A 20,690-nucleotide genomic window follows, 5' to 3' on the forward strand; every position below is an offset into this window, starting at 1 on the left:
CCAATCGCGTCTTTTCGAATCAGGCCGCCTTGTCGGCCACGACAGCGCTTGCATGGCTCTCGGTGCTCGGTATCAGCATGCGGGTGAAGAGTAGGCTGACGGCAAGCGGAATGAGCAGGATGCCCAGCCCGACACGCAGTCCGAAGGCTTCGGCAACGAAGCCGATCGCCGGAGGGCCGACGAGGAAGCCGCTGAGCGCAATGAAGGTCAGGATGGCGACGCTTGCGGCCGCCGGCCGGTCCGTCAGACTGGCCGATGCCGTGACCGCCAGCGGGAAGCCGACCGATACGCCGACGCCGATCGCCGCGAAACCGATCAGCGCCACCGCCGTGTTCGGCGCAAGCAGCACGATCACCATGCCGGCAAGCGACGCGCAGCCGCAGACCCTGGCGATGGCAACGGCGCCGAAGCGGCTCTTCATGTAATCGCCGCCGAAGCGCCCCGTTGCCACGAGGCAGGCGAACACCGAGTAGCCGAGACCTGTCAGCGCCCCGGTCGCAAACAGCACGTCGCGCAGATAGACCGCCGACCAGTCGGCGATCGCGCCCTCGGTCATGGTGATGCCGAAGGTGAAGGCGCAGATGCCGAGAAGGGCTGCACTCGGCAGCTTGAACGGTACGCTTTTCGCATGCGATGCCTCGGCCGCCGGATCGGGCCCAAGCGGCAGCCGCACACTGACGAAAAGCGCGATCGGCAGCACCGAGAGCGCGATCAGGGCGATCGACCAGTTCGCCGGCAGGTGCAGCGCGGCGGCTCCCACGCCAAGCAGGCTGCCCGCCATGATGCCGAGGCTCCAGAAGCCATGGCATCGGCTCATGATCATGAGGCCAGTCGTCTTCTCCGCCCGGTCGGCCTCGACATTGAGGCCGAGCTCAAGCGTCGACAGCGTGACGCCGAGGATCATCAGCGCGAAGAACAGCGTCGTGATATTGTCGGCGAAGGCCGGCAGGGAGACGACCGCGAGAAAGGCCACGAAACCATAGATGATCGTGGCGCGCCCACCGATTTTCGCGACCAGCCGGCCGGCGAAGGGCAAGGTCATCAGCGTGCCGATCGGCAAGCCGAGCAGCGCGATGGCAAGATCCGCCGGCCCCATGCCGAGCTTTGCCTGCACATCGGGAATGCGCGGCAGCCAGCTGCCGAAGGCGATCGGCTGCAGAAAGAAGATCAGCATCACAAGTCTTTGAAACGACATAAGACATTCCCCTGTTCGCGTCAGGGAGCCGAAGCCCGCGAACGATTCTCCATCTCAGAGCTTGCGATATCGGCATCGCGAAGGAAAGCGCCGACGGCGCGAAAGATCGCCACAATGGAACGATGTCACCTGACGGTGAGACCAAATCCCTGCATCAGCCGTTTCGTCGAGAAATCCGGATTGCCCGAGGTGAAGACCGCGAAGTCGAAATTGTCGGGATGCACGGCATCGGCCACTTCAGGGACGAGGCTGCGCGCCCGCCGCGCGATGGCCTCCGCCGGATCCAGCCAATCCACCGGCCACGGCGCCAGTCTCCGGAAGATGTTGGCCATGAACGGATAGTGCGTGCAGGCCAGCACGACGATATCCGTCTTCCTGCCGTCCTTCTCGACGAAGCACTGGGCGATCTCGCCCATGACCGCCTCATCGGAGAGCGTATCACCGCGAATATAGGCCTCCGCCATGCGGGCGAGGTTTTCCGAGCCGACGAGGCGAACATGGCATTGCTGCGCGAAGGACTGGATAAGATCGCGGGTATAGGCGCGCTTGACGGTTCCGGGTGTCGCGAGCACCGAGACGAGGCCCGAGCGCGTCCGCTCCGCCGCCGGCTTGATCGCCGGCACGGTGCCGACGAAGGTCATGCCGGGGAATGCGGCACGCAGATCGGCGCCTGCCAGCGTGAAGGCGGTGTTGCAGGCGATGATGCAGACCTCTGGGTCGTGCTCGCGAAGCAGCCGGGCGAAGAGAGCGATGATCCGCTCCCTCAGCGCCTGCTCTTCCCAGCCGCCATAGGGAAAGCCGGCATCGTCGGCGACATAGATGAAACCGCGTTCGGGCATCAATACCCGCGCCTCGCGCAGCACCGTCAGCCCGCCAATACCTGAATCGAAGACCAGGATTGGTTTCAGCTCATGCGTCGCTGCTGTCATCTTCCTGCTGTTCCTTGACGTCTGCGGGCGCCCGGCTTCCGCGCGGATATTTCCGCGAGAAACGGTCGAGGGAGGAGATCACGCCGCGCATCACGCTGATTTCCTGCTCCGTGAAGGCGCGGCGGGAAAGGACTGCCCGGAGATTGTCGATCATTTTCGGCTTTTTCGCGGGCGGATGGAAATAATTGCGCGAATCCAGCGCTTCTTCCAACTGGTCGTAGAGCCCGTGCAATTGTTCCTTCGTCGATGGCGTCTGTTCCATCGCCTGGAAGGGAACGCTGCCGAGATCCTCCATGCCCGATTTCATCCACTCGTAGGACATGAGCAGAACCGCCTGCGCGATGTTGAGCGAGGCAAAGGCGGGGTTGACGGGAAAGGTCACGATCTCGTCTGCCAGCGCCACTTCTTCGTTGGACAGGCCCCAGCGCTCGCGCCCGAAAAGGATGCCGGTCCCCTCGCCCGCCGTAAACCGCGCACGCAACGTCTGCGCCGCCACCACTGGCGAACGCACCGGCTTGAAGCCATCCCGCTCACGCGCCGTCGTCGCATAGACGAAGTTGAGATCGGCGATTGCCTCTTCCAGCGTCTCGAACACCTTGGTGCCCTCGATCACATGGTCGGCCTTCGACGCTGCGGCCTGCGCCTTCTCGTTCGGCCATCCGTCACGCGGATTGACCAGGCGCAGTTCGGACAGCCCGAAATTCGCCATGGCGCGCGCCACCATCCCGATATTCTCGCCCATCTGCGGTTCGACCAGAATGATGACGGGACCTTCCGTCAGAAGAAGACGCTCGCTGTTCGTGCCTGCCATGAAGTCAAAATCCTTTTGCTAGGCGCGGAAATAGCCAAGACGGGCTGAAACGGCAAGGCTTATGCGATGCCGCACGCCGCACGCCTCATTCCTCGTCGTCGTCAAGGCCAGCATCGAGATCAAGATCAGGAGTTTGTGCGACGGTGCGACCATGGCGGATGGATGTCACCTCGATAGCTTCGCCGTCGTAGGAATAGTCGAGCAGATAATCGCCGACCACCAGCGTTCGGTTGCCCGATATCTGCAGACCGTGCATGTGGTTTCCGACCTGTGGAAACGTGCGAAGCAATTCCCTCGCCTCCTTAACGGCCTGCGAGAATTTGCGGGCAACGGCGGGGCTGTGATGACGCAGGTATTCGGCTTCTCTACGGACGTAATTGGCCGCATCCCTAGAAAGCCGGACAGGGATCATGCAACCTTCCCGGCGATGATCTTGTCCATTTCGGCGATCACATCATCAAGGTCTTCATACTCGCCCGATGCGATCTGCTCACGCCCCTTGATCGCGGCAAAAATGTCCGCTCCCTCGTTCATGAGATATGTCCTCAGCGCGCGAACGATGATGTAGCTTCTGGATCGGTCGGTCGCATCGGCAATGGCTTGAATATCCGACAGCACCTCACTGGGAATGCGAAGCGTGACGGATTCGGACATGTTCGCTTTCGTCATCGTCGTCTCCTGATGCAGATGAAACCCGTAAGACATTGTAAGACAACTTGCGCGCCAGCACAAACGCGCGGCCAGCCCCGGGCATCAACACGGATCGCTAGGGCTTATGCGTCCGGATACAGCCGCTCCAGCGTCAAGCCGATCATCTCAAGCCCCTGCCGCCATCCCTTGCTGGCGTGTGGATGGTGGCGCGTGGTCGATACGGGAACCTTGCGATCGACAAAGAAACACTCCGAGCGGCGCGCCGATGCCGAGGCGACGCGGGTCATGCTGGCGTCGATCAACTGGCGCGCATCGTCGCTGGTGATCGAAGCCTCCCGGTTCTTCGCCATCATCCGCGCCCAGTAGGTGGCGGCGAGGAAGATGGCCAGCGTCTGCCGGACCTGTCCCGGCTTGGTGACAACCGACCATGACGAGCCGAGCGGCCGCGCCGTCGTCGCCAGATCCTTGTAGGCGGCATCCAGCGTCTGCGACAGGTCGATCAGCCTGTGTCGCGGCTCGCCGGCTGCGGCGGCCTTCAGCAGAGCATCCAGCGCCGCAAACCACTTATCGAGAACGAGATCGAGCGCGCCGCGGGTGCGGGCCGGAAAGACGACGAAGGCGACCAGTGTGCCGACCGCCGCGCCGAGCGCGGTTTCCTCGACGCGCAGCAACAAGAGATCCAGCGTCAGCGATCCGATCATCCCGTAAACCAGGCAAAGCGCGATCGACACGAAGAAGGTCATGGTCGCATAGCTTGTCTGCAGGAAGTAGAAGGCGAGGAAAATGGACAGGCTGGTGATTGCGAGCGCCGGAGCCAGAGGGCCGCTCAACAGTGTCGCGAGCAGCAGTCCGATGCCGATCCCGAACAACGTGCCCACCGAACGCTGCAGCGCCTTCATCGCCGTGTCGCCGCGCGAATTGGTGTTGGTGAAAACGAGGAAGGAGGCGAGCACCGCCCAGAACCAGCGCTCGCGCGACAGACCGAGACCGAGCGTCATGGCGATCGCCGCGGCGACGGTGATCTGCAGCGCCGAGCGCATGAGCGGATTGCTCAACGAGAAATCTGGAAGGGATGCTTGAGCCGGCGCCTCGGCCACGGCGGCGATATCGGCAAAGCCCGTCCGGTTGCCCCCTTCGATGGTCTCGACGAGCTCAGCCCGCGCATTGCCGAGTCTGATCAGCGCCCGTGTCGCCTCGGCCGAGGGACCTTCGTCATCCTCGGCGGGCGGGCGCACCTTGTGGCCCTCGATGATCCGATGCACCAGTTCGAAGGGCGGAAGCGATTTCTGAGCAGAGCATGATCGCCCCCTCGGCAGCCAGATGCGCGTCGAAGAGACGGATAGCGAGCTCGCCGGCCGGCTCCGTGCCCGGATCGAACATGCCACTCGGAGGCCTGGGAATGAAGCTCTCGGCCATCAGCACCACCTCCTTCAGCCGCTCCTCCAACTGATTGAGCTCCTGCCGGTCCGCATCCAAAACGTGCCCCTCAGCCGCCAGTGCGGCGATCTTGAACAGGATCTGGTTGATCCGCCCCTGCACGCTCTCGAGCGACCGCAACAGGTCGCGCCGCCAGTCGTCGGGCAGCACGACGGAGCGCACCGCATGCGCGATCAGCGAGGAGACGATCGGGCCGATCGCCACGAAGGGAAGCTCGGCAAGCGGCGGTTGGAAATAGGCGCCGAGGAAATACGACATGAAGGCAAACATGCCGATCGCATGGCCGCGCGGCCCGAAGACGCGCGCGGATGCCGCGAGAAAGATGATCAGAAGAAAGACGGCGTCGGAGATCAGCCGGTGCCCTTCCAGCCCGGCGGCGATGACCACGACCACCAGACTGGCGGCGCAGCCGAGAAGCCGCGTCACCAGCTGCCGCCCGCCGCCCTTGTCGCGCACCGCGACACCACCCTCGATCGCCAGCACGATCCCAAGCCCATAGGAGGCAATCGGCAGCGGAAACAGCAGCGAATGGATGACCAGCAGAAGACCGAAGGACAGCGCCACCGACAGCGTGACGCGGAGCGCCATCCTCAGCCGCGACAGGGCCGGATCGTTGGCAAGCAGCCAATCTCGGAAATCAAAACCGGAAAACAAGCAGTTCAGGCCCCGGAGCGGAGGAAGGTGTTTCACCGCTCACATATCGCCACGGGCATCAAAAGCAAATCAATCTTGCCGCGCGACAGCGCCCCGATCGAGAGCTCGTCACTGCCCCTTGGCGATCTGCACCATGGTGTTCTTCAGCGAGTTCGCCGGCTGGCCGGGGTCGCCTTCGGTGAAGACGTCATCGACAACGGCCTTGCCGCCCTCTTCCAGCACCTCGAAGCGCACCGTGGTCAGCGCCTGCTTGTCGTCGATCCCGTCCATGCAGGTCTGCTTCTTGAAGGTGACCACGACTTCCGTCGCGCCGTTTTGGCCGGGCTTCGGCGTATAGGTCATGTCCTGCAGCGGGCACGCGTCTTCGCCGTTGACGATGACATCGTAATCGAACGGCGACACGCCATCCTCGTCGGCTGCCGGGTTCTGCATCGCGGCGCGATACTTGGCGACGAAATCCTTGCTGTAGATCCGCGTCAGCCTGCTCTCGTCGAAGATATCCTGCCACTCCTCGTCGGCGCCGGACCAGTTCTTCGTCGTGGCCTCCATGATCTCCTTGACCGGCGCCGTCGCGTCAGCGGCGAATACCGTGGCGGTGAGGCCGAGCAAGGCGGCAAAGGCAAGCGAAATCGTCTTCATGATCAAATGTCCGAGGCAATGGTTTTGCGCGGAGACTAGCCATTTTCCGCCGCTTGGCAATGGCGCAAAAAGACGCAAATCTGCCCTGCTTGCGGCTTTGCACTCCGGGCGCACAATGCTATAGCCCACGGGATTTTAAATCACCCACCCGGGACGCATGTCCCTCAAAAGCTTAACGAGGCAGATACATGAAGAAGATCAAGGTCGCCAACCCCGTCGCCGATCTCGACGGCGATGAAATGACGCGCATCATCTGGCAGTTTATCAAGGATAAGCTGATCCACCCGTATCTGGACCTCGAAATCGACTATTACGACCTCTCGGTCGAAAACCGCGACGCCACCAACGACCAGGTGACTGTTGATGCCGCTAACGCCATCAAGAAGCATGGCGTCGGCATCAAGTGCGCGACGATCACGCCGGACGAAGACCGCGTCAAGGAATTCAACCTCAAGCAGATGTGGAAGAGCCCGAACGGCACGATCCGCAACATCCTCGGCGGCGTCATCTTCCGCGAGCCGATCATTTGCCAGAACGTTCCGCGCCTCGTTCCCGGCTGGACCAAGCCGATCGTCGTCGGCCGCCACGCCTTCGGCGACCAGTACCGCGCCACCGACTTCAAATTCCCCGGCAAGGGCAAGCTGACCATCAAGTTCGTCGGTGAAGACGGCCAGGTGATCGAGAAGGAAGTGTTCGACGCTCCCGGCGCCGGCGTGGCCATGGCCATGTACAACCTCGACGAGTCGATCCGCGAATTCGCCCGTGCCTCGATGATGTACGGCCTGATGCGCAAGTGGCCGGTCTACCTGTCGACCAAGAACACCATCCTCAAGGCCTATGACGGCCGATTCAAGGACATCTTCCAGGAAGTCTACGAGGCTGAATTCCAGGATCAGTTCAAGGAAATCGGTATCACCTACGAGCACCGCCTGATCGACGACATGGTCGCATCCGCTCTGAAGTGGTCCGGCGGCTACGTCTGGGCCTGCAAGAACTACGACGGCGACGTTCAGTCCGACACGGTTGCCCAGGGCTTCGGCTCGCTCGGCCTGATGACCTCCGTTCTTCTGACCCCCGATGGCAAGACCGTCGAAGCCGAAGCCGCACACGGCACGGTGACGCGTCACTACCGTCAGCACCAGAAGGGCCAGGAAACCTCGACGAACTCGATCGCCTCGATCTTCGCCTGGACCCGTGGCCTCGCGCACCGCGCCAAGCTCGACGACAACGCCGAACTGGCGAAGTTCGCCGCCACGCTCGAAAAGGTCTGCGTCGACACCGTCGAAGCCGGCTTCATGACCAAGGATCTGGCGCTGCTCATCGGCCCGGATCAGCCCTGGCTCTCGACCACGGCTTTCCTCGACAAGATCGACGAAAACCTGCAGAAGGCCATGGCATAAGCCATCTGGAATATGCGAACGATGCGGCGGGGTTTTCCCCGCCGTTTTCGTTTCAGGGACATCAGGAGGGGAACAACAAGATGACCACGACCATCCGCCCGCTACAGCCATCGGACCGTAGCGCCTGGGAACCGCTCTGGGCCGGCTATCAGCGCTTCTACGAAGTCACGATCCCCGAGGAGACGACGGATATGACCTGGGACCGCTTCCATGACCCCGCAGAGCCGATGCACGTACTCGGCGCCTTCGATGGCGACGGCAGGCTGGTCGGCATCGTGCACGCGATCTTTCACCGCTCCACCTGGCTGCCGAAATGGACCTGCTACCTGCAGGATCTCTATGTCGACGACAGCCAACGCGGTCTCGGAACCGGCGCGGCATTGATCGAGGCCGTCGCCGATCTTGCGCGCGAGCATGGCGCCGGCCGGCTCTACTGGATGACACACGAGACCAACGCCACGGCGCGAAAGCTCTACGACCGCATCGCCGAGCGCTCCGGCTTCATCCAGTATCGCAAGGCGCTCTGACCGGCGCCGCTACTGCCAAAAATCTGACGTCGCCATGCCATAGACGTTGCCCCGCCGCTGGCCCGCGCCAGTTATGTAAAAAACGAGGAGAACACCATGGCCGACGAACTGATTTTCTATACCAACCCGATGTCACGCGGACGGATCGCCCGCTGGATGCTGGAGGAAACCGGCGCCCCCTATACGACCGAGATCCTCGGCTTCGAAAACAGCATGAAGGCACCGGATTATCTCGCCATCAACCCGATGGGCAAGGTGCCGGCGATCCGCCACGGCAAGACTGTCGTCACCGAATGCGCCGCCATCTGCGCCTATCTGGCCGAATCCTTTCCGGAAGCGGGCCTTGCGCCGACGGCCGAAGAGCGCGGCAGCTATTATCGCTGGATGTTCTTCGCCGCCGGGCCGCTGGAAGCGGCCACGACCAACCGCGCCCTTGGTTTCCACACGCCGGCCGACAAGAGCCGGATGGCGGGCTATGGCAGCTATTCCGACGTGATGGACACGCTCGAAAAGGCCGTCAGCGCATCGCCTTACATCGCCGGCAACCGCTTTACGGCCGCCGACGTCTATGTCGGATCGCATGTCGGCTGGGGCCTCGGCTTCGGCACCTTCGAGAAGCGCCAGGCCTTTGCCGATTACGTCGGCCGCGTCACCGACCGCGCCGCCTATAAGCGGGCGAACATGATCGATGACGAAGCCACCAAGGCGCTGCAGAAGAGCGCCTGATGAGCGCTCAGATAAGGGGCATGTAGATCTCGGTCACGAGTTCCGTCGGCGGCACGTCGCGCGGATTGTTGAGGTAGTCCTCGAACATCAACCCGTCGCGCAGCTGCCGGCCCGAGGTCGGCAGCCATTCAGAGAACAGCCACTGATAGGCCTTGTGCATATCGGCATAGGGTCCCTTGTGGCTGAGCACCGCATACTCCCCGCCCTCGAGCGTGATGGGCTCAAGCGGTGCTTCGACCTTAATCTCGCCTTCGACCGAGACGCAGGCGATGGAGCGAAGCTCGTCGGCCGGCACGAGATCGGGATCGTCGAAATAGACGCCGATCATTTGCATATCGGGCCTCGCCAGCCCGCGCGCGTGGAGCGTGCCGAAGAGAACCTCGAACGCCTTGCTGATCTGCATATACGAGCCCTTATGGCGCACGCCGACAAGCGCGATCGGCTCGATCTTCCGTAAGGTAACGTTGAACATGGCTTTAGTCCTTCCGTTAGGTGAGGGTTGGAACTCCGTGTGGCTTCCCTCTTTCCGGTAACGGGCCGGCGGCATGCCGTAGACCGATTTGAAAATGCGGTTGAAAGACTGGAGGTTGGGATAGCCGGATCGCCTGGCAATCTCCCCGATACCGAGATCCGAACGGACGATATCGCCCGCCGCGCGATGCAATCTCAACCGCTTGACGGTCGCCGCCAGCGTCTCTCCATGGACCGCGCGATAGATCCGGTGCCAGTGATAGCTCGACATGCAGGCGATCTCGGCAAGCTTATCCATATCCAGCTCTTCATCGAGATGATCATGAATATAGGCCGAAACCCGCCTCAGGCGGCTTTCATAGAGTGCCCATGCCGTGGTGCCGTTCATGTCGAAACCTCATGCCAGTTGACCGGCTGCAGACAAACATAACGCGATTTGACAAATCCTGCTGAGTTGCCGGCGCAAAAGAAAAAGGCGGGCACTCGAAGCACCCGCCTTTCGCAATTTAATCAAAGACAGGCCGATCAGCCGGCCAGCGCAGCCGCCACGGCCTCGAGCGCCTCGTCGGCCTTCGATCCGTCCGGACCGCCGGCCTGCGCCATGTCGGGACGGCCGCCGCCGCCCTTGCCGCCGAGAGCGGCAGAGGCGATGCGGACGAGATCGACGGCGCTGAAACGACCAACGAGATCAGCGGTGACCGCGACCACGGCGCTGGCCTTGCCATCGTCGGAGACGCCGATCAGCGTCACAACGCCGGAGCCGAGGCTGGCCTTGCCGTCGTCGGCGAGACCCTTGAGATCCTTCGGATCGACGCCGGAAATGGCCTTGCCGAGGAACTTGACGCCGGCGATGTCGCGCACGGCCTCTTCCGAGGCGCCCTGCCCGCCACCCATGGCGAGCTTGCGCTTGGCGTCCGCCAGTTCCTTCTCGAGCTTGCGGCGCTCGTCCATCAGCGCTTCGACGCGCGTCAGCACGTCGGCCGGCTGCACCTTCAGCGAGGTCGCCAGCGCCTTCACGCGCTCGTCCTGCTCGGCGAGATAGGCACGAGCCGCCTCACCGGTGACGGCTTCCAGACGGCGAACGCCGGAGCTGACGGCACTGTCGCCGAGAATGCGCACGAGACCGATGTCACCGGTCGCAGACACATGCGTGCCGCCGCAAAGTTCGATCGAGTAAGGCTTGCCCGTCTTCGCCCCATGCAGCCCCTGGCCCATGGAGACGACGCGGACCTCATCGCCGTATTTTTCGCCGAACAGCGCCATCGCGCCCTCGGCACGGGCGTCGTCGACGCTCATCAGCCGGGTCGTGACTGGCGAATTCTGCAGAATGATCTCGTTGGCCATGTCCTCGACCACCTTGAGCTCTTCCGCCGTCATCGGCTTCGGATGCGAGACGTCGAAGCGCAGGCGATCCGGCGTGACCAGCGAGCCCTTCTGGGCGACATGGGTGCCGAGCACTTCGCGCAGCGCCTCGTGCAGCAGGTGAGTCGCGGAGTGGTTGGCGCGGATATGCGAACGGCGGGCGTGATCGACGGTCAATGCCACGGCATCGCCGGCCTTGACGGTGCCTTCGATGACGGTGCCCGTGTGAACGAACAGGCCCTCGCCGCGCTTTTGCGTATCTGTGATTTCGATCTTGGCGTTATCGGACGAAATCACGCCCGCATCGCCCATCTGGCCACCGGATTCGCCGTAGAACGGCGTCTGGTTGACGACGATCTGCACCTTGTCGCCCTTGGCCGCTTCGCTGACGGCAGCACCATCCTTGACGATCGCCTGGACAACGCCTTCGGCGGTTTCGGTGTCATAGCCGAGGAATTCGGTCGCGCCGTGCTTGTCGCGCAACTCGAACCAGATCGTCTCGGTCGCCTTGTCGCCGGAGCCGGCCCAATGCGAGCGTGCCTCTGCCTTCTGGCGCTCCATGGCGTCGGTGAAGCCGGCGAGATCGACGTTGATTTCGCGGGCGCGCAACGCGTCCTGCGTCAGGTCGAGCGGGAAGCCGTAGGTGTCGTAGAGCTTGAACGCGGTCTCGCCGTCGAGCATATCGCCCTTGCCGAGCGTGGTCGTGGCATCCGACAGAAGCGACAGACCGCGCTTCAGCGTCGTGCGGAACTTGGTCTCTTCGAGCTTCAGCGTCTCGGTGATCAAGGCTTCCGCGCGCACCAGTTCAGGATAGGCGCGGCCCATCTGCTGGATCAGCGCAGGCAAAAGCTTCCACATCAGCGGCTCGCGCGCGCCGAGCAGTTCGGCATGGCGCATGGCGCGGCGCATGATGCGGCGAAGCACGTAACCGCGGCCCTCGGCGGACGGCAGGACGCCGTCAGCGATCAGGAAGGCGGACGAACGCAGGTGATCGGCGATGACGCGATGGCTGGCGCGCTGCTCACCCTCGGCCTTCACACCGGTTGCTTCCTCGGAGGCCGAGATCAGCGCGCGGAAGAGGTCGATGTCGTAGTTGTCGTGCTTGCCCTGCAGCAGGGCTGCGATACGCTCGAGACCCATGCCGGTGTCGATCGACGGACGCGGCAGGTCGATGCGCTCTTCCTTGGTGATCTGCTCGTACTGCATGAAGACGAGGTTCCAGATCTCGATGAAGCGATCGCCATCCTCTTCCGGCGAGCCGGGAGGGCCGCCCCAGATGTGGTCGCCGTGATCGTAGAAGATTTCCGAACAGGGGCCGCACGGGCCGGTGTCACCCATCGCCCAGAAATTATCGCTGGTCGGGATGCGGATGATCTTGTCGTCGGAGAGACCCGCGATCTTCTTCCAGAGATTAAAGGCTTCGTCGTCGGTGTGATAGACGGTGACCAAAAGGCGCTTGGCGTCGATGCCGAATTCCTTGGTGATCAGCGTCCAGGCATGCTCGATCGCCTGCTCCTTGAAGTAATCGCCGAAGGAGAAATTGCCGAGCATTTCGAAGAAGGTATGGTGGCGCGCGGTATAGCCGACATTGTCGAGGTCGTTATGCTTGCCGCCGGCGCGCACGCACTTCTGCGCGGTCGACGCCGTCTTGTAGGGGCGCTGCTCGAGGCCGGTGAAGACGTTCTTGAACTGCACCATGCCGGCGTTCGTGAACATCAGCGTCGGGTCGTTGCGCGGCACCAGCGGGCTCGATGAAACGATCTCGTGGCCGTTCTTCTTGAAGTAGTCGAGGAAGGTCGACCGGATTTCGTTCACACCGCTCATGCTATGCCCTTCAGTGCTGCCCAAGGCAGGTCAAATCTTGAAAATTCAGTGGCTTTTATCGCTGACGTTAACCACTGTCCAGCAGACAAACAAAACCGGCTGCATTCTGATCAAGGAATGCAGCCGGCTTTGAACTATTCAGTCGTGGATCGAGGCTTATTCGCCGTCGGAATCGTTGGCGTCGGGACCGCCATTTTGCAGCTGATCGGCGATCAGGCCGGCGTTCTGGCGGATCGAGGTTTCGATCTCGCGCATCAGCTCGGGATTATCCCGCAGGAAGGTCTTGGCGTTCTCGCGGCCCTGGCCGAGACGCTGGCTATTGTAAGAGAACCAGGCGCCGGACTTCTCGACGATGCCTGCCTTGACGCCGAGGTCGACCAGCTCGCCGGTCTTCGACACGCCTTCGCCATACATGATGTCGAATTCGACCTGCTTGAAGGGAGGCGCCATCTTGTTCTTGACGACCTTGACGCGCGTCTGGTTGCCGATCACCTCCTCGCGCTCCTTGACGGCGCCGATGCGGCGAATGTCGAGGCGAACCGAAGCGTAGAACTTCAGCGCGTTACCACCAGTCGTCGTTTCCGGCGAACCGAACATGACGCCGATCTTCATGCGGATCTGGTTGATGAAGATGACCATGGTCTTCGACTTCGAGATCGAGGCCGTCAGCTTGCGCAGCGCCTGGCTCATCAGTCGCGCCTGCAGACCAGGAAGGCTGTCGCCCATTTCGCCTTCGATTTCGGCGCGCGGCGTCAGTGCCGCAACCGAGTCCACGACCAGCACGTCGACAGCGCCGGAGCGCACCAGCGTGTCGGTGATTTCGAGTGCCTGCTCGCCGGTATCCGGCTGCGAGATCAGGAGATTGTGCAGATCGACGCCGAGCTTGCGAGCGTAAACTGGATCGAGCGCGTGTTCGGCGTCGACGAAGGCGCAGATGCCGCCCTTCTTCTGGGCTTCCGCGATCGTCTGCAGCGCCAGCGTCGTCTTACCCGAGCTTTCCGGCCCGTAAACCTCGATGATACGTCCCTTCGGAAGACCGCCGATCCCGAGTGCGATATCCAGTCCGAGAGAGCCCGTCGAAACGGTCTCGATCTCGACCACGCCCTCGTTCGAGCCGAGCTTCATGATAGAGCCCTTGCCGAACGACCGCTCGATCTGTGAGAGTGCCGCTTCAAGTGCCTTGCTTTTGTCCACCGATTTGTCCTCTACAAGCCGCAATGTATTCTGTGACATTCGATCCACCTTTAGGTTATTGAAGCCGCTCAAGCAATGTCGCCGCCGATGTCGATTTTGTACCGCATTTGTTCTCATCGCGCAAGTGCTGTTCAAAGCATTGAAAGAAAGAGGTAAAACGGCCTGTGTTCTACATTTGTTTTATCCATGCAAAGCAAGAGCTTACAGCACCTGGACGGCGGCTGACCGCGCTTCAGCAGGCCGCTCGATTCGGCCAAGACGGCATTTCGGAGCGATGAGATGAGCAAGAAGATTCTCGTTCTTGGCGGCGCCCATGTCGATCGCCGCGGCCGCATATCGGGCGCGACGGCAGATGGCGCCAGCAACCCCGGCTCCTGGTTCGAGGAAGCAGGCGGCGGCGGCTTCAACGCGGCCCGCAACCTCGCCCGCCTCGGCTTCGACGTTACGATGATCTCGCCGCGCGGCGGCGATCCGACCGGGGAGATGGTGAGCGAAGCGGCAGATCTCGCCGGCGTCAACGACCGCCCCTTCATCTTTCTCGACCGCAAGACCCCAAGCTATACCGCGATCATCGAGCGCGACGGCAATCTGGTGATCGCGCTGGCCGACATGGATCTCTACCGCATGTTCGTGCCGCGCCGCCTGTCGATCCGCTCGGTGCGCGACGCGTTTTCGGCGACCGACATGATCCTCTTCGATGCCAACCTGCCGGAGGAGACGCTGGTTTCGATCACCGCCCGTGCCAAAGCGCTCGGCAAGCCGGTGGCGGCGATCGCCATCTCGCCGGCGAAGGCGGTGAAGCTGAAGGCCTGCATTGATGGCATCGACTATCTCTTCCTCAACGAGGCCGAGGCCACCGCGCTGACCGGCGAGCGGCCGGAAAACCCCGTCCATTGGCCGTCACTGCTCGGTGATATCGGCCTCAGGGGCGGTGTCGTCACCCGGGGGCAGCGCGAGCTGATCGCCTTTTCCGCAGGCCACGTGGCGGCGCTGCAGCCGGCCAATGTCGAGCATGTGTCCGATGTGACCGGCGCCGGCGATTCCCTCGCCTCGGGCGTCATTGCAGCGCTTTTGCGCGGACTGCCGATGAACGAGGCAATCCGCGAGGGGGCCGCTGCGGCGGCGCTGACCGTCCAGTCGCCCAACGCGGTCAATGAAAATCTATCCGCCGATCTCCTAAAACAGGCTCTTGCTCTTGTCCCGCAGGCGAGAATTCTGCATTGAAACCCGATCAGACGAAATGGAAGATCCGATGACGAACACTCTCTCCTCCAAGCTGCCGATCACCTATTCCAAGGAAGTGGCGAGCGCCAAGCAGCGTGGCGCGCCGATCGTGGCGCTCGAATCGACGATCATCACCCACGGCATGCCCTACCCCGGGAATATCGAGATGGCCCGCAGCGTCGAATCGATCATCCGCGAACAGGGTGCCGTCCCCGCCACCATCGCCGTCATCCACGGCACGCTCCACATCGGGCTTGAAGCCGAAGAGCTCGAGCAGCTGGCCAAGGCCAAGGATGTGCTGAAGGTTTCGCGCGCCGACCTCGCCTTCGCGATCGCCGAGCGCCGCCATGGCGCCACCACCGTCGCCGCCACGATGATCGCCGCCGAACGCGCCGGCATCAAGGTCTTCGCCACCGGCGGCATCGGTGGCGTGCATCGCGGTGCCGAAGAGAGCTTCGACATCTCCGCCGACCTCGAAGAACTTGCCCGTACCGGCGTTATCGTCGTCTGCGCCGGCGCCAAGGCGATCCTCGACGTACCGAAGACGCTGGAAGTGCTGGAAACATCAGGCGTTCCCGTGGTCACCTACGAGAGCGAAGAATTCCCGGCCTTCTGGTCGCGCTCCTCCGGCCTGCGCAGCCCGCTGACGCTGAACAGCCCGGCGGCCATCGCCAATTTCCAGACGGTGCGCGAACAGCTCGGCATCGACGGCGGCATGCTGATCGCCAACCCGGTGCCTGAAGCCGACGAGATCCCGGCCGAAGAGATGGAGATCTACATCCAGCGCGCGCTTGATAGCGCCGAACGCGATGAAATCTCCGGCAAGGCGGTAACGCCCTACCTGCTGAGCACCATCTTCGACCTCACCGATGGCCAGAGCCTGAAGACCAATATCGCACTGGTGGAAAACAACGCCCGCCTCGCCGGCGAGATCGCGGTTGCGCTCAACGCCTGATATTTGATGGGGTGTGCCGCCGTGGCATGCCCCATTCATCCAGCGGCCTTCGCCAAATCATAAGATTGGAGCGAGCGGTCGCCTCCAGCCAATCTCCCTCCTTGTGGGGGAGATGTCCGGCAGGACAGAGGGGGGCTTCACACGGCACGCCCTATACAGGGACCGCCGACCGGCACAACGCTGCCAGCGCCCTCACCTACCCCTCAAGCGTCTCCTTGACCACCACAGCCAGCTGCTTCAGCGAAAACGGCTTCGGCAGGAAGCCGAACTTGGACTCTGGCGGCAGGTTGCGGGCGAATGCGTCCTCGGCATAGCCCGAGACGAAGATGAACTTCAGATCCGGATATTTCTTGCGCAGTTCGCGCAACAGCGACGGCCCGTCCATTTCAGGCATGACGACGTCGGAAACGACGATATCCACCTTGCCATCGAGTTCGTCCATGATGTCGAGCGCTTCGACACCCGATCCCGCTTCGTGAACCGTGTAGCCGCGCGTCTCCAGCATGCGCTTGCCGCCGCGACGCACCGCCTCCTCGTCTTCGACCAGGAGGATGACCGCAGATCCCGTCAGATCCTCCGGCTGCTCCGCCTTCGCCGACGACAGAGCAACGACGTTGTCTGCGCTTGGGGTGACCGCATCGGCCTCGGCAGCAATCGCCGGCTCGACGATGTGACGCGGCAGGAAGACACGGAAGGTCGTGCCCTTGCCGACTTCCGATTCCGGCTGGATGTAGCCGCCGGATTGCTTGACGATGCCGTAGACCATCGCAAGCCCAAGACCCGTGCCCTTGCCCACCTCCTTGGTGGTGAAGAAGGGTTCGAAGATCTTGTCCATGATCTCAGGCGCGATGCCGGTGCCGTTGTCGGACACCTCGACCAGAACCATGTCCTCATGCGGCATGTAGGAGTAATTGAAGGCAGCGACCTCGGCGGCCGTCGCGTTCTTCGTGCGCACCGTCAGCTTGCCGCCCTCCGGCATCGCGTCGCGCGCATTGACGCAGAGGTTGATCAGCACCTGCTCGAACTGCGACAGGTCGGTCTTCACGGGCCAGAGATCGCGCCCGTATTCGACGTCGAGCTTGACATTGGTGCCCGACAGCAGCCGGTCGACCAGCATCCTCAAGTCGCCGACGACATCGGTCAGATTGAGCACGCTCGGCCGCATTGTCTGCTTGCGCGAGAAGGCGAGCAACTGGCGCACCAGCACGGCGGCGCGGTTGGCGTTGCGCTTGATCTCCATCAGATCCGCAAAACCAGGATCGGCCGGCCGCGCCTGCAGCAGCAGATGGTCGGAGGAGAGCAGGATGGCGGTCAGCACGTTGTTGAAGTCGTGCGCGATGCCGCCGGCGAGCGTGCCCACGGCGTTCATCTTCTGCGTCTGCGCCATCTGCGCCTCAAGCGCCTTCTGCTCGGTCACCTCGACGGCGTAGACGATCGCCGCCTCTTCCGGCGCTTCGTCGCTCTGGTCGATGACGGCGTTGACATAGAAGCGGAAATGCCTGTTGTCGTCGGCCTGCGTCTTGGAATCGAGCGGCGGAATGTCGCCCTGCCGGTCCTTGGCAGCGGCAAGCGCGCCTTGCAGCCTCGGCTTGTCGACATCCTGCACGATGGTTTCGAACAGCGCGCCGTTCTCGACGTCATCGCGCGACACGATGCCGGAGAAGAGTTTGAGGAACGGCGCATTGGTCCTGAGGATACGGCCGTCGCCATCGACGGAGGCGATCGCCATCGGCGTATTGTTGAAGAAGCGCGTGAAACGCATCGACGCAGCCGACGCCGACTGGTCGCCGTCAGTGCTGTCGCGCCGCGTGAGGACGATAGAGCGGCTCTCGCCTGGCGCACCGTCGCGCATCGAGGTGACGCTGTGAACGATCTGCACCGGAACGCCCTGGCCGTTCGATTTCTTCAGGTCGAGATCGAGCGTCACCGTCTTCTGCAGGCCGGGATCGGCCTGCACGGACTGGATCAGCGCCAGCCCCTCGCCGGCCACCATGTCGCCGATCGTCATCGAGCCGGGAATGAACTTGGTGAGGTCGATCCCCAGCCACTCGGCAAGCGTCGCGTTGAGATAGAAGATTTCGCCCTTGCGGCCCGCCGAAAAGAAGCCGGCAGGCGCGTGGTCGAGATAATCGATGGCGTTCTGTAGCTCCTTGAAGAAACGCTCCTGGTCGTCGCGCTCCGAGGTGATGTCGCTGATCTGCCAGATATGCAGCGGCCTACCGCCGCTTTCTTCGCTCTGCAGGATACGCGCCTTCAGCCGGTACCAATGAGCACCGGAACCGTTCGGCGATGGCCCGAGCGCGCGCAGCAGCCGGAATTCCTCGCGTCCCTCGCGGCCCTCGCGCAGCCCGTTCGAGAGCCTATACAGCGCCTCGTTGGATTCGCGGTGGCGCGACAGAAGCGCTTCCAGCGTCTGCACCTCGGTCGGCTTACGCGCGCCGGTCAGCGCGCCATAGGCGGCATTGGCGTAGACGATCCGGCCCTTCTCGTCGGTGATCAGCGATCCGTCGGGATGGCTGTTGAGAAAGGCGCGGGCAAGGCTGTCCGACTGACGCTGCGGCATCACCTCGATGAAGCCGATGATCGACGACACCAGGAAAAAGATGCCGACCATGGCCAGCACGCCGAGAACGCCGAGCACCATCTCGTTGTCGAGCGAGGTCTTGAACACCACGAAGGCGGCGGCGACGCCGATCAGCACCAGCGCCAGAAGCAGGATCCGCACGGCGGTTCCCGCGCGCCCTCCCCGGTCCACGAGCGGTTCGCTAAAATTGTCGGCCTGACGGGATTTCGTCATGTACTTCCTCGCATTGCCCGCCGGCCTTCATTCGTGACTAACAGACGAAGCAGGAATCAGGCGCCTTTTCCTTCTTAGCAATTTGCTGCCTCGCCAAAAACACCACACTCCATGAAGAGTGATTGAATTCACAAGCTACAGCGCCAGTTTTGCCGTTAAATGTAGATTGAGACGTTCCACAGACATTGCGTCGCATCGTTCGGTGACTGGACAAGCCGCCTCCCCCTTGTCTAGGAAGCTTAAAAATCGTCATGTGGTTGAACGCCGCAAAGGAGTACGTGACTATGTTCGATGGCATCATGGAATCTTATGGCAGCCGCTTCATCATTGCCGCGGGCGGCGTGGCCATCGCCCTGCTGCTGCTCGTCGCGGTCCTCTGGATCATGCGCAACCGGGCATCCTCGCCCTTCGTTCGCGGCGGCCGCAACCGCCAGCCACGTCTTCAGGTTCTCGACGCCGCAGCAGTCGACGCCCGACGCCGCCTTGTGCTGGTGCGCCGCGACGATGTCGAACATCTGATCATGATCGGCGGCCCCTCCGATATCGTCATCGAAAGCCGCATCCTGCCGGATGGGCAGATCGAGACCGTCAGCGAGCCGGCACGCCCGGAAGCACCGCAGCCGGCCGCCCCCAGCGAGCGGCCCGCCGAGCCCGTGATGACGTCCGCCGTGACTGAGCCCGAGCCCGTGGTCATTGTCCCACCCGCACCGCGCCCGGCCCCCACGCGCGGCCTGTCGCCGATCGAAGAGTTTGCGCCAAGCGCCGAGCGCCTGGACACCCCACCGATCGCGCCGCCGCCGGCACCGCAGCATCAGGTCTTCGAGCCCGAGATCGAACCCGCTCCGCGCCCCGTCCCCGTGCCAGCCGCGCCGGTATCGATCACGCCGGCACCCGTCGCACCACGCCCGCAGCCTCCGGTATTCTCGCGGCCGGAGCCTGCGCCGATCGAAACGGCCGAAGCCGTCGATATTCTCGATTCGGCGCGCCAACGCGTCCTGACGCCGCAGAGGATCGAGCCGCAGGTGATGAGCCCGCCCACGCCGCCGCAGCGCGTCGACCTCTATCCGCCGGCACCGCAGGCGCCAACGCCGCAACCAGCCGCGTTCCAGCCCGTCGCTCGCCCGGCGCCTTCAGCCCAGCCCAGCGATTTCCAGCGTGTTCTGGAAGAGGAAATGACGAGCAATCTGGCGGCTGAGCGCCCAATGGCAGCGCAGAACATGCCGATGCACAATGCGCCGCCGGTTCAGAGCGCGCCCGCTCGCCCCGCGCCCTCAAACATGCCGCGCCGCGATCCCGAGATGGCTCCGATCACCGGCGCCGACGCCGCCCTTCAAAACGAGGTGGCCCGTATCTTCGGCGAAATGAGCGTCAACCGCGACAAATGACCGGCGGCGGCAACTGCCGCCCCTTTCATGCAAACAAAAAGGCACCGCGCGATGGCGGTGCCTTTTTTAGTTTGTGATGTAACCGGGATTATTCGTCCCGGTAGACTTTTTCACGACGCTCGTGGCGTTCTTGCGCTTCGATGGACAGCGTTGCGATCGGGCGAGCGTCGAGACGCTTGAGGCCGATCGGTTCACCGGTTTCCTCGCAATAGCCGTAAGTGCCTTCCTCAATACGCTGCAGTGCGGCGTCGATCTTGGATATCAGCTTTCTCTGGCGGTCACGGGCGCGCAGCTCGATGGCTCTGTCCGTCTCGGACGACGCCCTGTCGGCGAGATCCGGATGGTTTGCGCTTTCCTCGGCAAGATGCTCGAGGGTTTCGCGCGCCTCTCTGAGGATGTCGTTCTTCCAGGCAATCAGCTTCGCCCTGAAATAGGCGCGCTGGTTACCGTTCATGAACTCCTCCTCTTCCGAGGGCACGTATTTGCTAAGATCGATCTTCTCACTCAAC

General features: G+C 62.8%; 17 protein-coding genes and 1 pseudogene. 6 read left to right on the top strand and 12 right to left on the bottom strand.

The genetic code is table 11. The features are described from left to right. Positions 1 to 19 precede the first annotated feature (19 nt). From ACODTZ_RS21485 to ACODTZ_RS21515, 7 genes and pseudogenes are all read right to left on the bottom strand, one after another. Complete coding sequence (locus tag ACODTZ_RS21485; RefSeq protein WP_489027893.1) at positions 20 to 1,195, bottom strand: MFS transporter; 1,176 nt, start codon at positions 1,193 to 1,195, stop codon at positions 20 to 22. A gap of 125 nt (positions 1,196 to 1,320) precedes the next feature. Continuing rightward, positions 1,321 to 2,124, bottom strand: a complete 804-nt coding sequence (gene murI, locus ACODTZ_RS21490) for a glutamate racemase (RefSeq protein WP_489027895.1) — start codon at positions 2,122 to 2,124, stop codon at positions 1,321 to 1,323. Further along, complete coding sequence (locus ACODTZ_RS21495; protein WP_489027897.1) at positions 2,105 to 2,935, bottom strand: RNA methyltransferase; 831 nt, start codon at positions 2,933 to 2,935, stop codon at positions 2,105 to 2,107. Before ACODTZ_RS21495 ends, murI begins: the two co-directional genes overlap by 20 nt. 85 nt (positions 2,936 to 3,020) lie before the next feature. Then, positions 3,021 to 3,347 carry a type II toxin-antitoxin system RelE/ParE family toxin gene (locus tag ACODTZ_RS21500; RefSeq protein ID WP_489027899.1) on the bottom strand — a complete coding sequence of 109 codons (327 nt, stop codon included), beginning with the start codon at positions 3,345 to 3,347 and terminating at the stop codon, positions 3,021 to 3,023. Continuing rightward, positions 3,344 to 3,604, bottom strand: coding sequence for a CopG family ribbon-helix-helix protein (locus ACODTZ_RS21505; RefSeq protein WP_112430990.1), 261 nt, complete (start codon positions 3,602 to 3,604; stop codon positions 3,344 to 3,346). The genes ACODTZ_RS21500 and ACODTZ_RS21505 overlap by 4 nt, the downstream gene beginning before the upstream one ends. A gap of 104 nt (positions 3,605 to 3,708) precedes the next feature. Next, positions 3,709 to 5,677, bottom strand: a pseudogene (locus ACODTZ_RS21510) (FUSC family protein). Positions 5,678 to 5,785: 108 nt separating this feature from the next. Then, complete coding sequence (locus ACODTZ_RS21515; protein WP_489027901.1) at positions 5,786 to 6,316, bottom strand: hypothetical protein; 531 nt, start codon at positions 6,314 to 6,316, stop codon at positions 5,786 to 5,788. A 188-nt stretch (positions 6,317 to 6,504) separates the two neighbouring features. Between ACODTZ_RS21515 and ACODTZ_RS21520 the strand changes: the two genes are divergently transcribed. The 3 genes from ACODTZ_RS21520 to ACODTZ_RS21530 all read left to right on the top strand — a co-directional run bounded on the left by ACODTZ_RS21520 (position 6,505) and on the right by ACODTZ_RS21530 (position 8,969). Further along, entirely contained in the window at positions 6,505 to 7,716 is a 1,212-nt protein-coding gene (locus ACODTZ_RS21520) for an NADP-dependent isocitrate dehydrogenase (RefSeq protein WP_047512202.1), read from the top strand. A gap of 80 nt (positions 7,717 to 7,796) precedes the next feature. Beyond that, positions 7,797 to 8,243: a GNAT family N-acetyltransferase gene (locus ACODTZ_RS21525; protein ID WP_489027903.1), complete on the top strand. Its 447-nt coding sequence runs from the start codon at positions 7,797 to 7,799 to the stop codon at positions 8,241 to 8,243. A gap of 96 nt (positions 8,244 to 8,339) precedes the next feature. After that, positions 8,340 to 8,969 (top strand): glutathione S-transferase family protein, encoded by a 630-nt coding sequence (locus ACODTZ_RS21530; RefSeq protein ID WP_489027905.1) that lies wholly within the window; start codon positions 8,340 to 8,342, stop codon positions 8,967 to 8,969. Positions 8,970 to 8,976: 7 nt separating this feature from the next. Here ACODTZ_RS21530 and ACODTZ_RS21535 read toward each other — a convergent pair whose 3' ends face one another. The 3 genes from ACODTZ_RS21535 to recA all read right to left on the bottom strand — a co-directional run bounded on the left by ACODTZ_RS21535 (position 8,977) and on the right by recA (position 13,859). After that, positions 8,977 to 9,828 (bottom strand): AraC family transcriptional regulator, encoded by an 852-nt coding sequence (locus ACODTZ_RS21535; RefSeq protein WP_489027907.1) that lies wholly within the window; start codon positions 9,826 to 9,828, stop codon positions 8,977 to 8,979. A 137-nt stretch (positions 9,829 to 9,965) separates the two neighbouring features. Then, complete coding sequence (gene alaS, locus ACODTZ_RS21540; RefSeq protein WP_489027909.1) at positions 9,966 to 12,626, bottom strand: alanine--tRNA ligase; 2,661 nt, start codon at positions 12,624 to 12,626, stop codon at positions 9,966 to 9,968. Between the two features lie 156 nt (positions 12,627 to 12,782). Beyond that, entirely contained in the window at positions 12,783 to 13,859 is a 1,077-nt protein-coding gene (gene recA, locus ACODTZ_RS21545) for a recombinase RecA (protein ID WP_026283682.1), read from the bottom strand. A gap of 240 nt (positions 13,860 to 14,099) precedes the next feature. Between recA and ACODTZ_RS21550 the strand changes: the two genes are divergently transcribed. Next, on the top strand, positions 14,100 to 15,044 hold the full coding sequence (locus ACODTZ_RS21550) for a carbohydrate kinase family protein (RefSeq protein ID WP_489027911.1): 945 nt from the start codon (positions 14,100 to 14,102) through the stop codon (positions 15,042 to 15,044). Between the two features lie 28 nt (positions 15,045 to 15,072). Then, positions 15,073 to 15,999: a pseudouridine-5'-phosphate glycosidase gene (locus ACODTZ_RS21555; protein WP_489027913.1), complete on the top strand. Its 927-nt coding sequence runs from the start codon at positions 15,073 to 15,075 to the stop codon at positions 15,997 to 15,999. Between the two features lie 196 nt (positions 16,000 to 16,195). Here ACODTZ_RS21555 and cckA read toward each other — a convergent pair whose 3' ends face one another. Then, complete coding sequence (cckA, locus tag ACODTZ_RS21560; protein ID WP_489027915.1) at positions 16,196 to 18,796, bottom strand: cell cycle histidine kinase CckA; 2,601 nt, start codon at positions 18,794 to 18,796, stop codon at positions 16,196 to 16,198. A gap of 284 nt (positions 18,797 to 19,080) precedes the next feature. On the opposite strand from cckA, the gene ACODTZ_RS21565 reads away from it, so the two are divergent. Next, positions 19,081 to 20,181: a flagellar biosynthetic protein FliO gene (locus ACODTZ_RS21565; RefSeq protein ID WP_489027917.1), complete on the top strand. Its 1,101-nt coding sequence runs from the start codon at positions 19,081 to 19,083 to the stop codon at positions 20,179 to 20,181. Between the two features lie 88 nt (positions 20,182 to 20,269). Here the strand turns inward: ACODTZ_RS21565 and dksA are convergent, their stop codons facing one another. Further along, complete coding sequence (gene dksA, locus ACODTZ_RS21570) at positions 20,270 to 20,689, bottom strand: RNA polymerase-binding protein DksA (RefSeq protein ID WP_018900535.1); 420 nt, start codon at positions 20,687 to 20,689, stop codon at positions 20,270 to 20,272. Between the last annotated feature and the right edge of the window lies 1 nt (position 20,690).

This window comes from Rhizobium sp. FG113, assembly GCF_057809895.1.

Excerpts from the sequence above, each read along its gene's own strand:
- ACODTZ_RS21485 (WP_489027893.1), bottom strand. The coding sequence starts at position 1,195 with ATGTCGTTTCAAAGACTTGTGATGCTGATCTTCTTTCTGCAGCCGATC.
- murI (WP_489027895.1), bottom strand. The coding sequence starts at position 2,124 with ATGACAGCAGCGACGCATGAGCTGAAACCAATCCTGGTCTTCGATTCA.
- ACODTZ_RS21495 (WP_489027897.1), bottom strand. The coding sequence starts at position 2,935 with ATGGCAGGCACGAACAGCGAGCGTCTTCTTCTGACGGAAGGTCCCGTC.
- ACODTZ_RS21500 (WP_489027899.1), bottom strand. The coding sequence starts at position 3,347 with ATGATCCCTGTCCGGCTTTCTAGGGATGCGGCCAATTACGTCCGTAGA.
- ACODTZ_RS21505 (WP_112430990.1), bottom strand. The coding sequence starts at position 3,604 with ATGACGAAAGCGAACATGTCCGAATCCGTCACGCTTCGCATTCCCAGT.
- ACODTZ_RS21515 (WP_489027901.1), bottom strand. The coding sequence starts at position 6,316 with ATGAAGACGATTTCGCTTGCCTTTGCCGCCTTGCTCGGCCTCACCGCC.
- ACODTZ_RS21520 (WP_047512202.1), top strand. The coding sequence starts at position 6,505 with ATGAAGAAGATCAAGGTCGCCAACCCCGTCGCCGATCTCGACGGCGAT.
- ACODTZ_RS21525 (WP_489027903.1), top strand. The coding sequence starts at position 7,797 with ATGACCACGACCATCCGCCCGCTACAGCCATCGGACCGTAGCGCCTGG.
- ACODTZ_RS21530 (WP_489027905.1), top strand. The coding sequence starts at position 8,340 with ATGGCCGACGAACTGATTTTCTATACCAACCCGATGTCACGCGGACGG.
- ACODTZ_RS21535 (WP_489027907.1), bottom strand. The coding sequence starts at position 9,828 with ATGAACGGCACCACGGCATGGGCACTCTATGAAAGCCGCCTGAGGCGG.
- alaS (WP_489027909.1), bottom strand. The coding sequence starts at position 12,626 with ATGAGCGGTGTGAACGAAATCCGGTCGACCTTCCTCGACTACTTCAAG.
- recA (WP_026283682.1), bottom strand. The coding sequence starts at position 13,859 with ATGTCACAGAATACATTGCGGCTTGTAGAGGACAAATCGGTGGACAAA.
- ACODTZ_RS21550 (WP_489027911.1), top strand. The coding sequence starts at position 14,100 with ATGAGCAAGAAGATTCTCGTTCTTGGCGGCGCCCATGTCGATCGCCGC.
- ACODTZ_RS21555 (WP_489027913.1), top strand. The coding sequence starts at position 15,073 with ATGACGAACACTCTCTCCTCCAAGCTGCCGATCACCTATTCCAAGGAA.
- cckA (WP_489027915.1), bottom strand. The coding sequence starts at position 18,796 with ATGACGAAATCCCGTCAGGCCGACAATTTTAGCGAACCGCTCGTGGAC.
- ACODTZ_RS21565 (WP_489027917.1), top strand. The coding sequence starts at position 19,081 with ATGTTCGATGGCATCATGGAATCTTATGGCAGCCGCTTCATCATTGCC.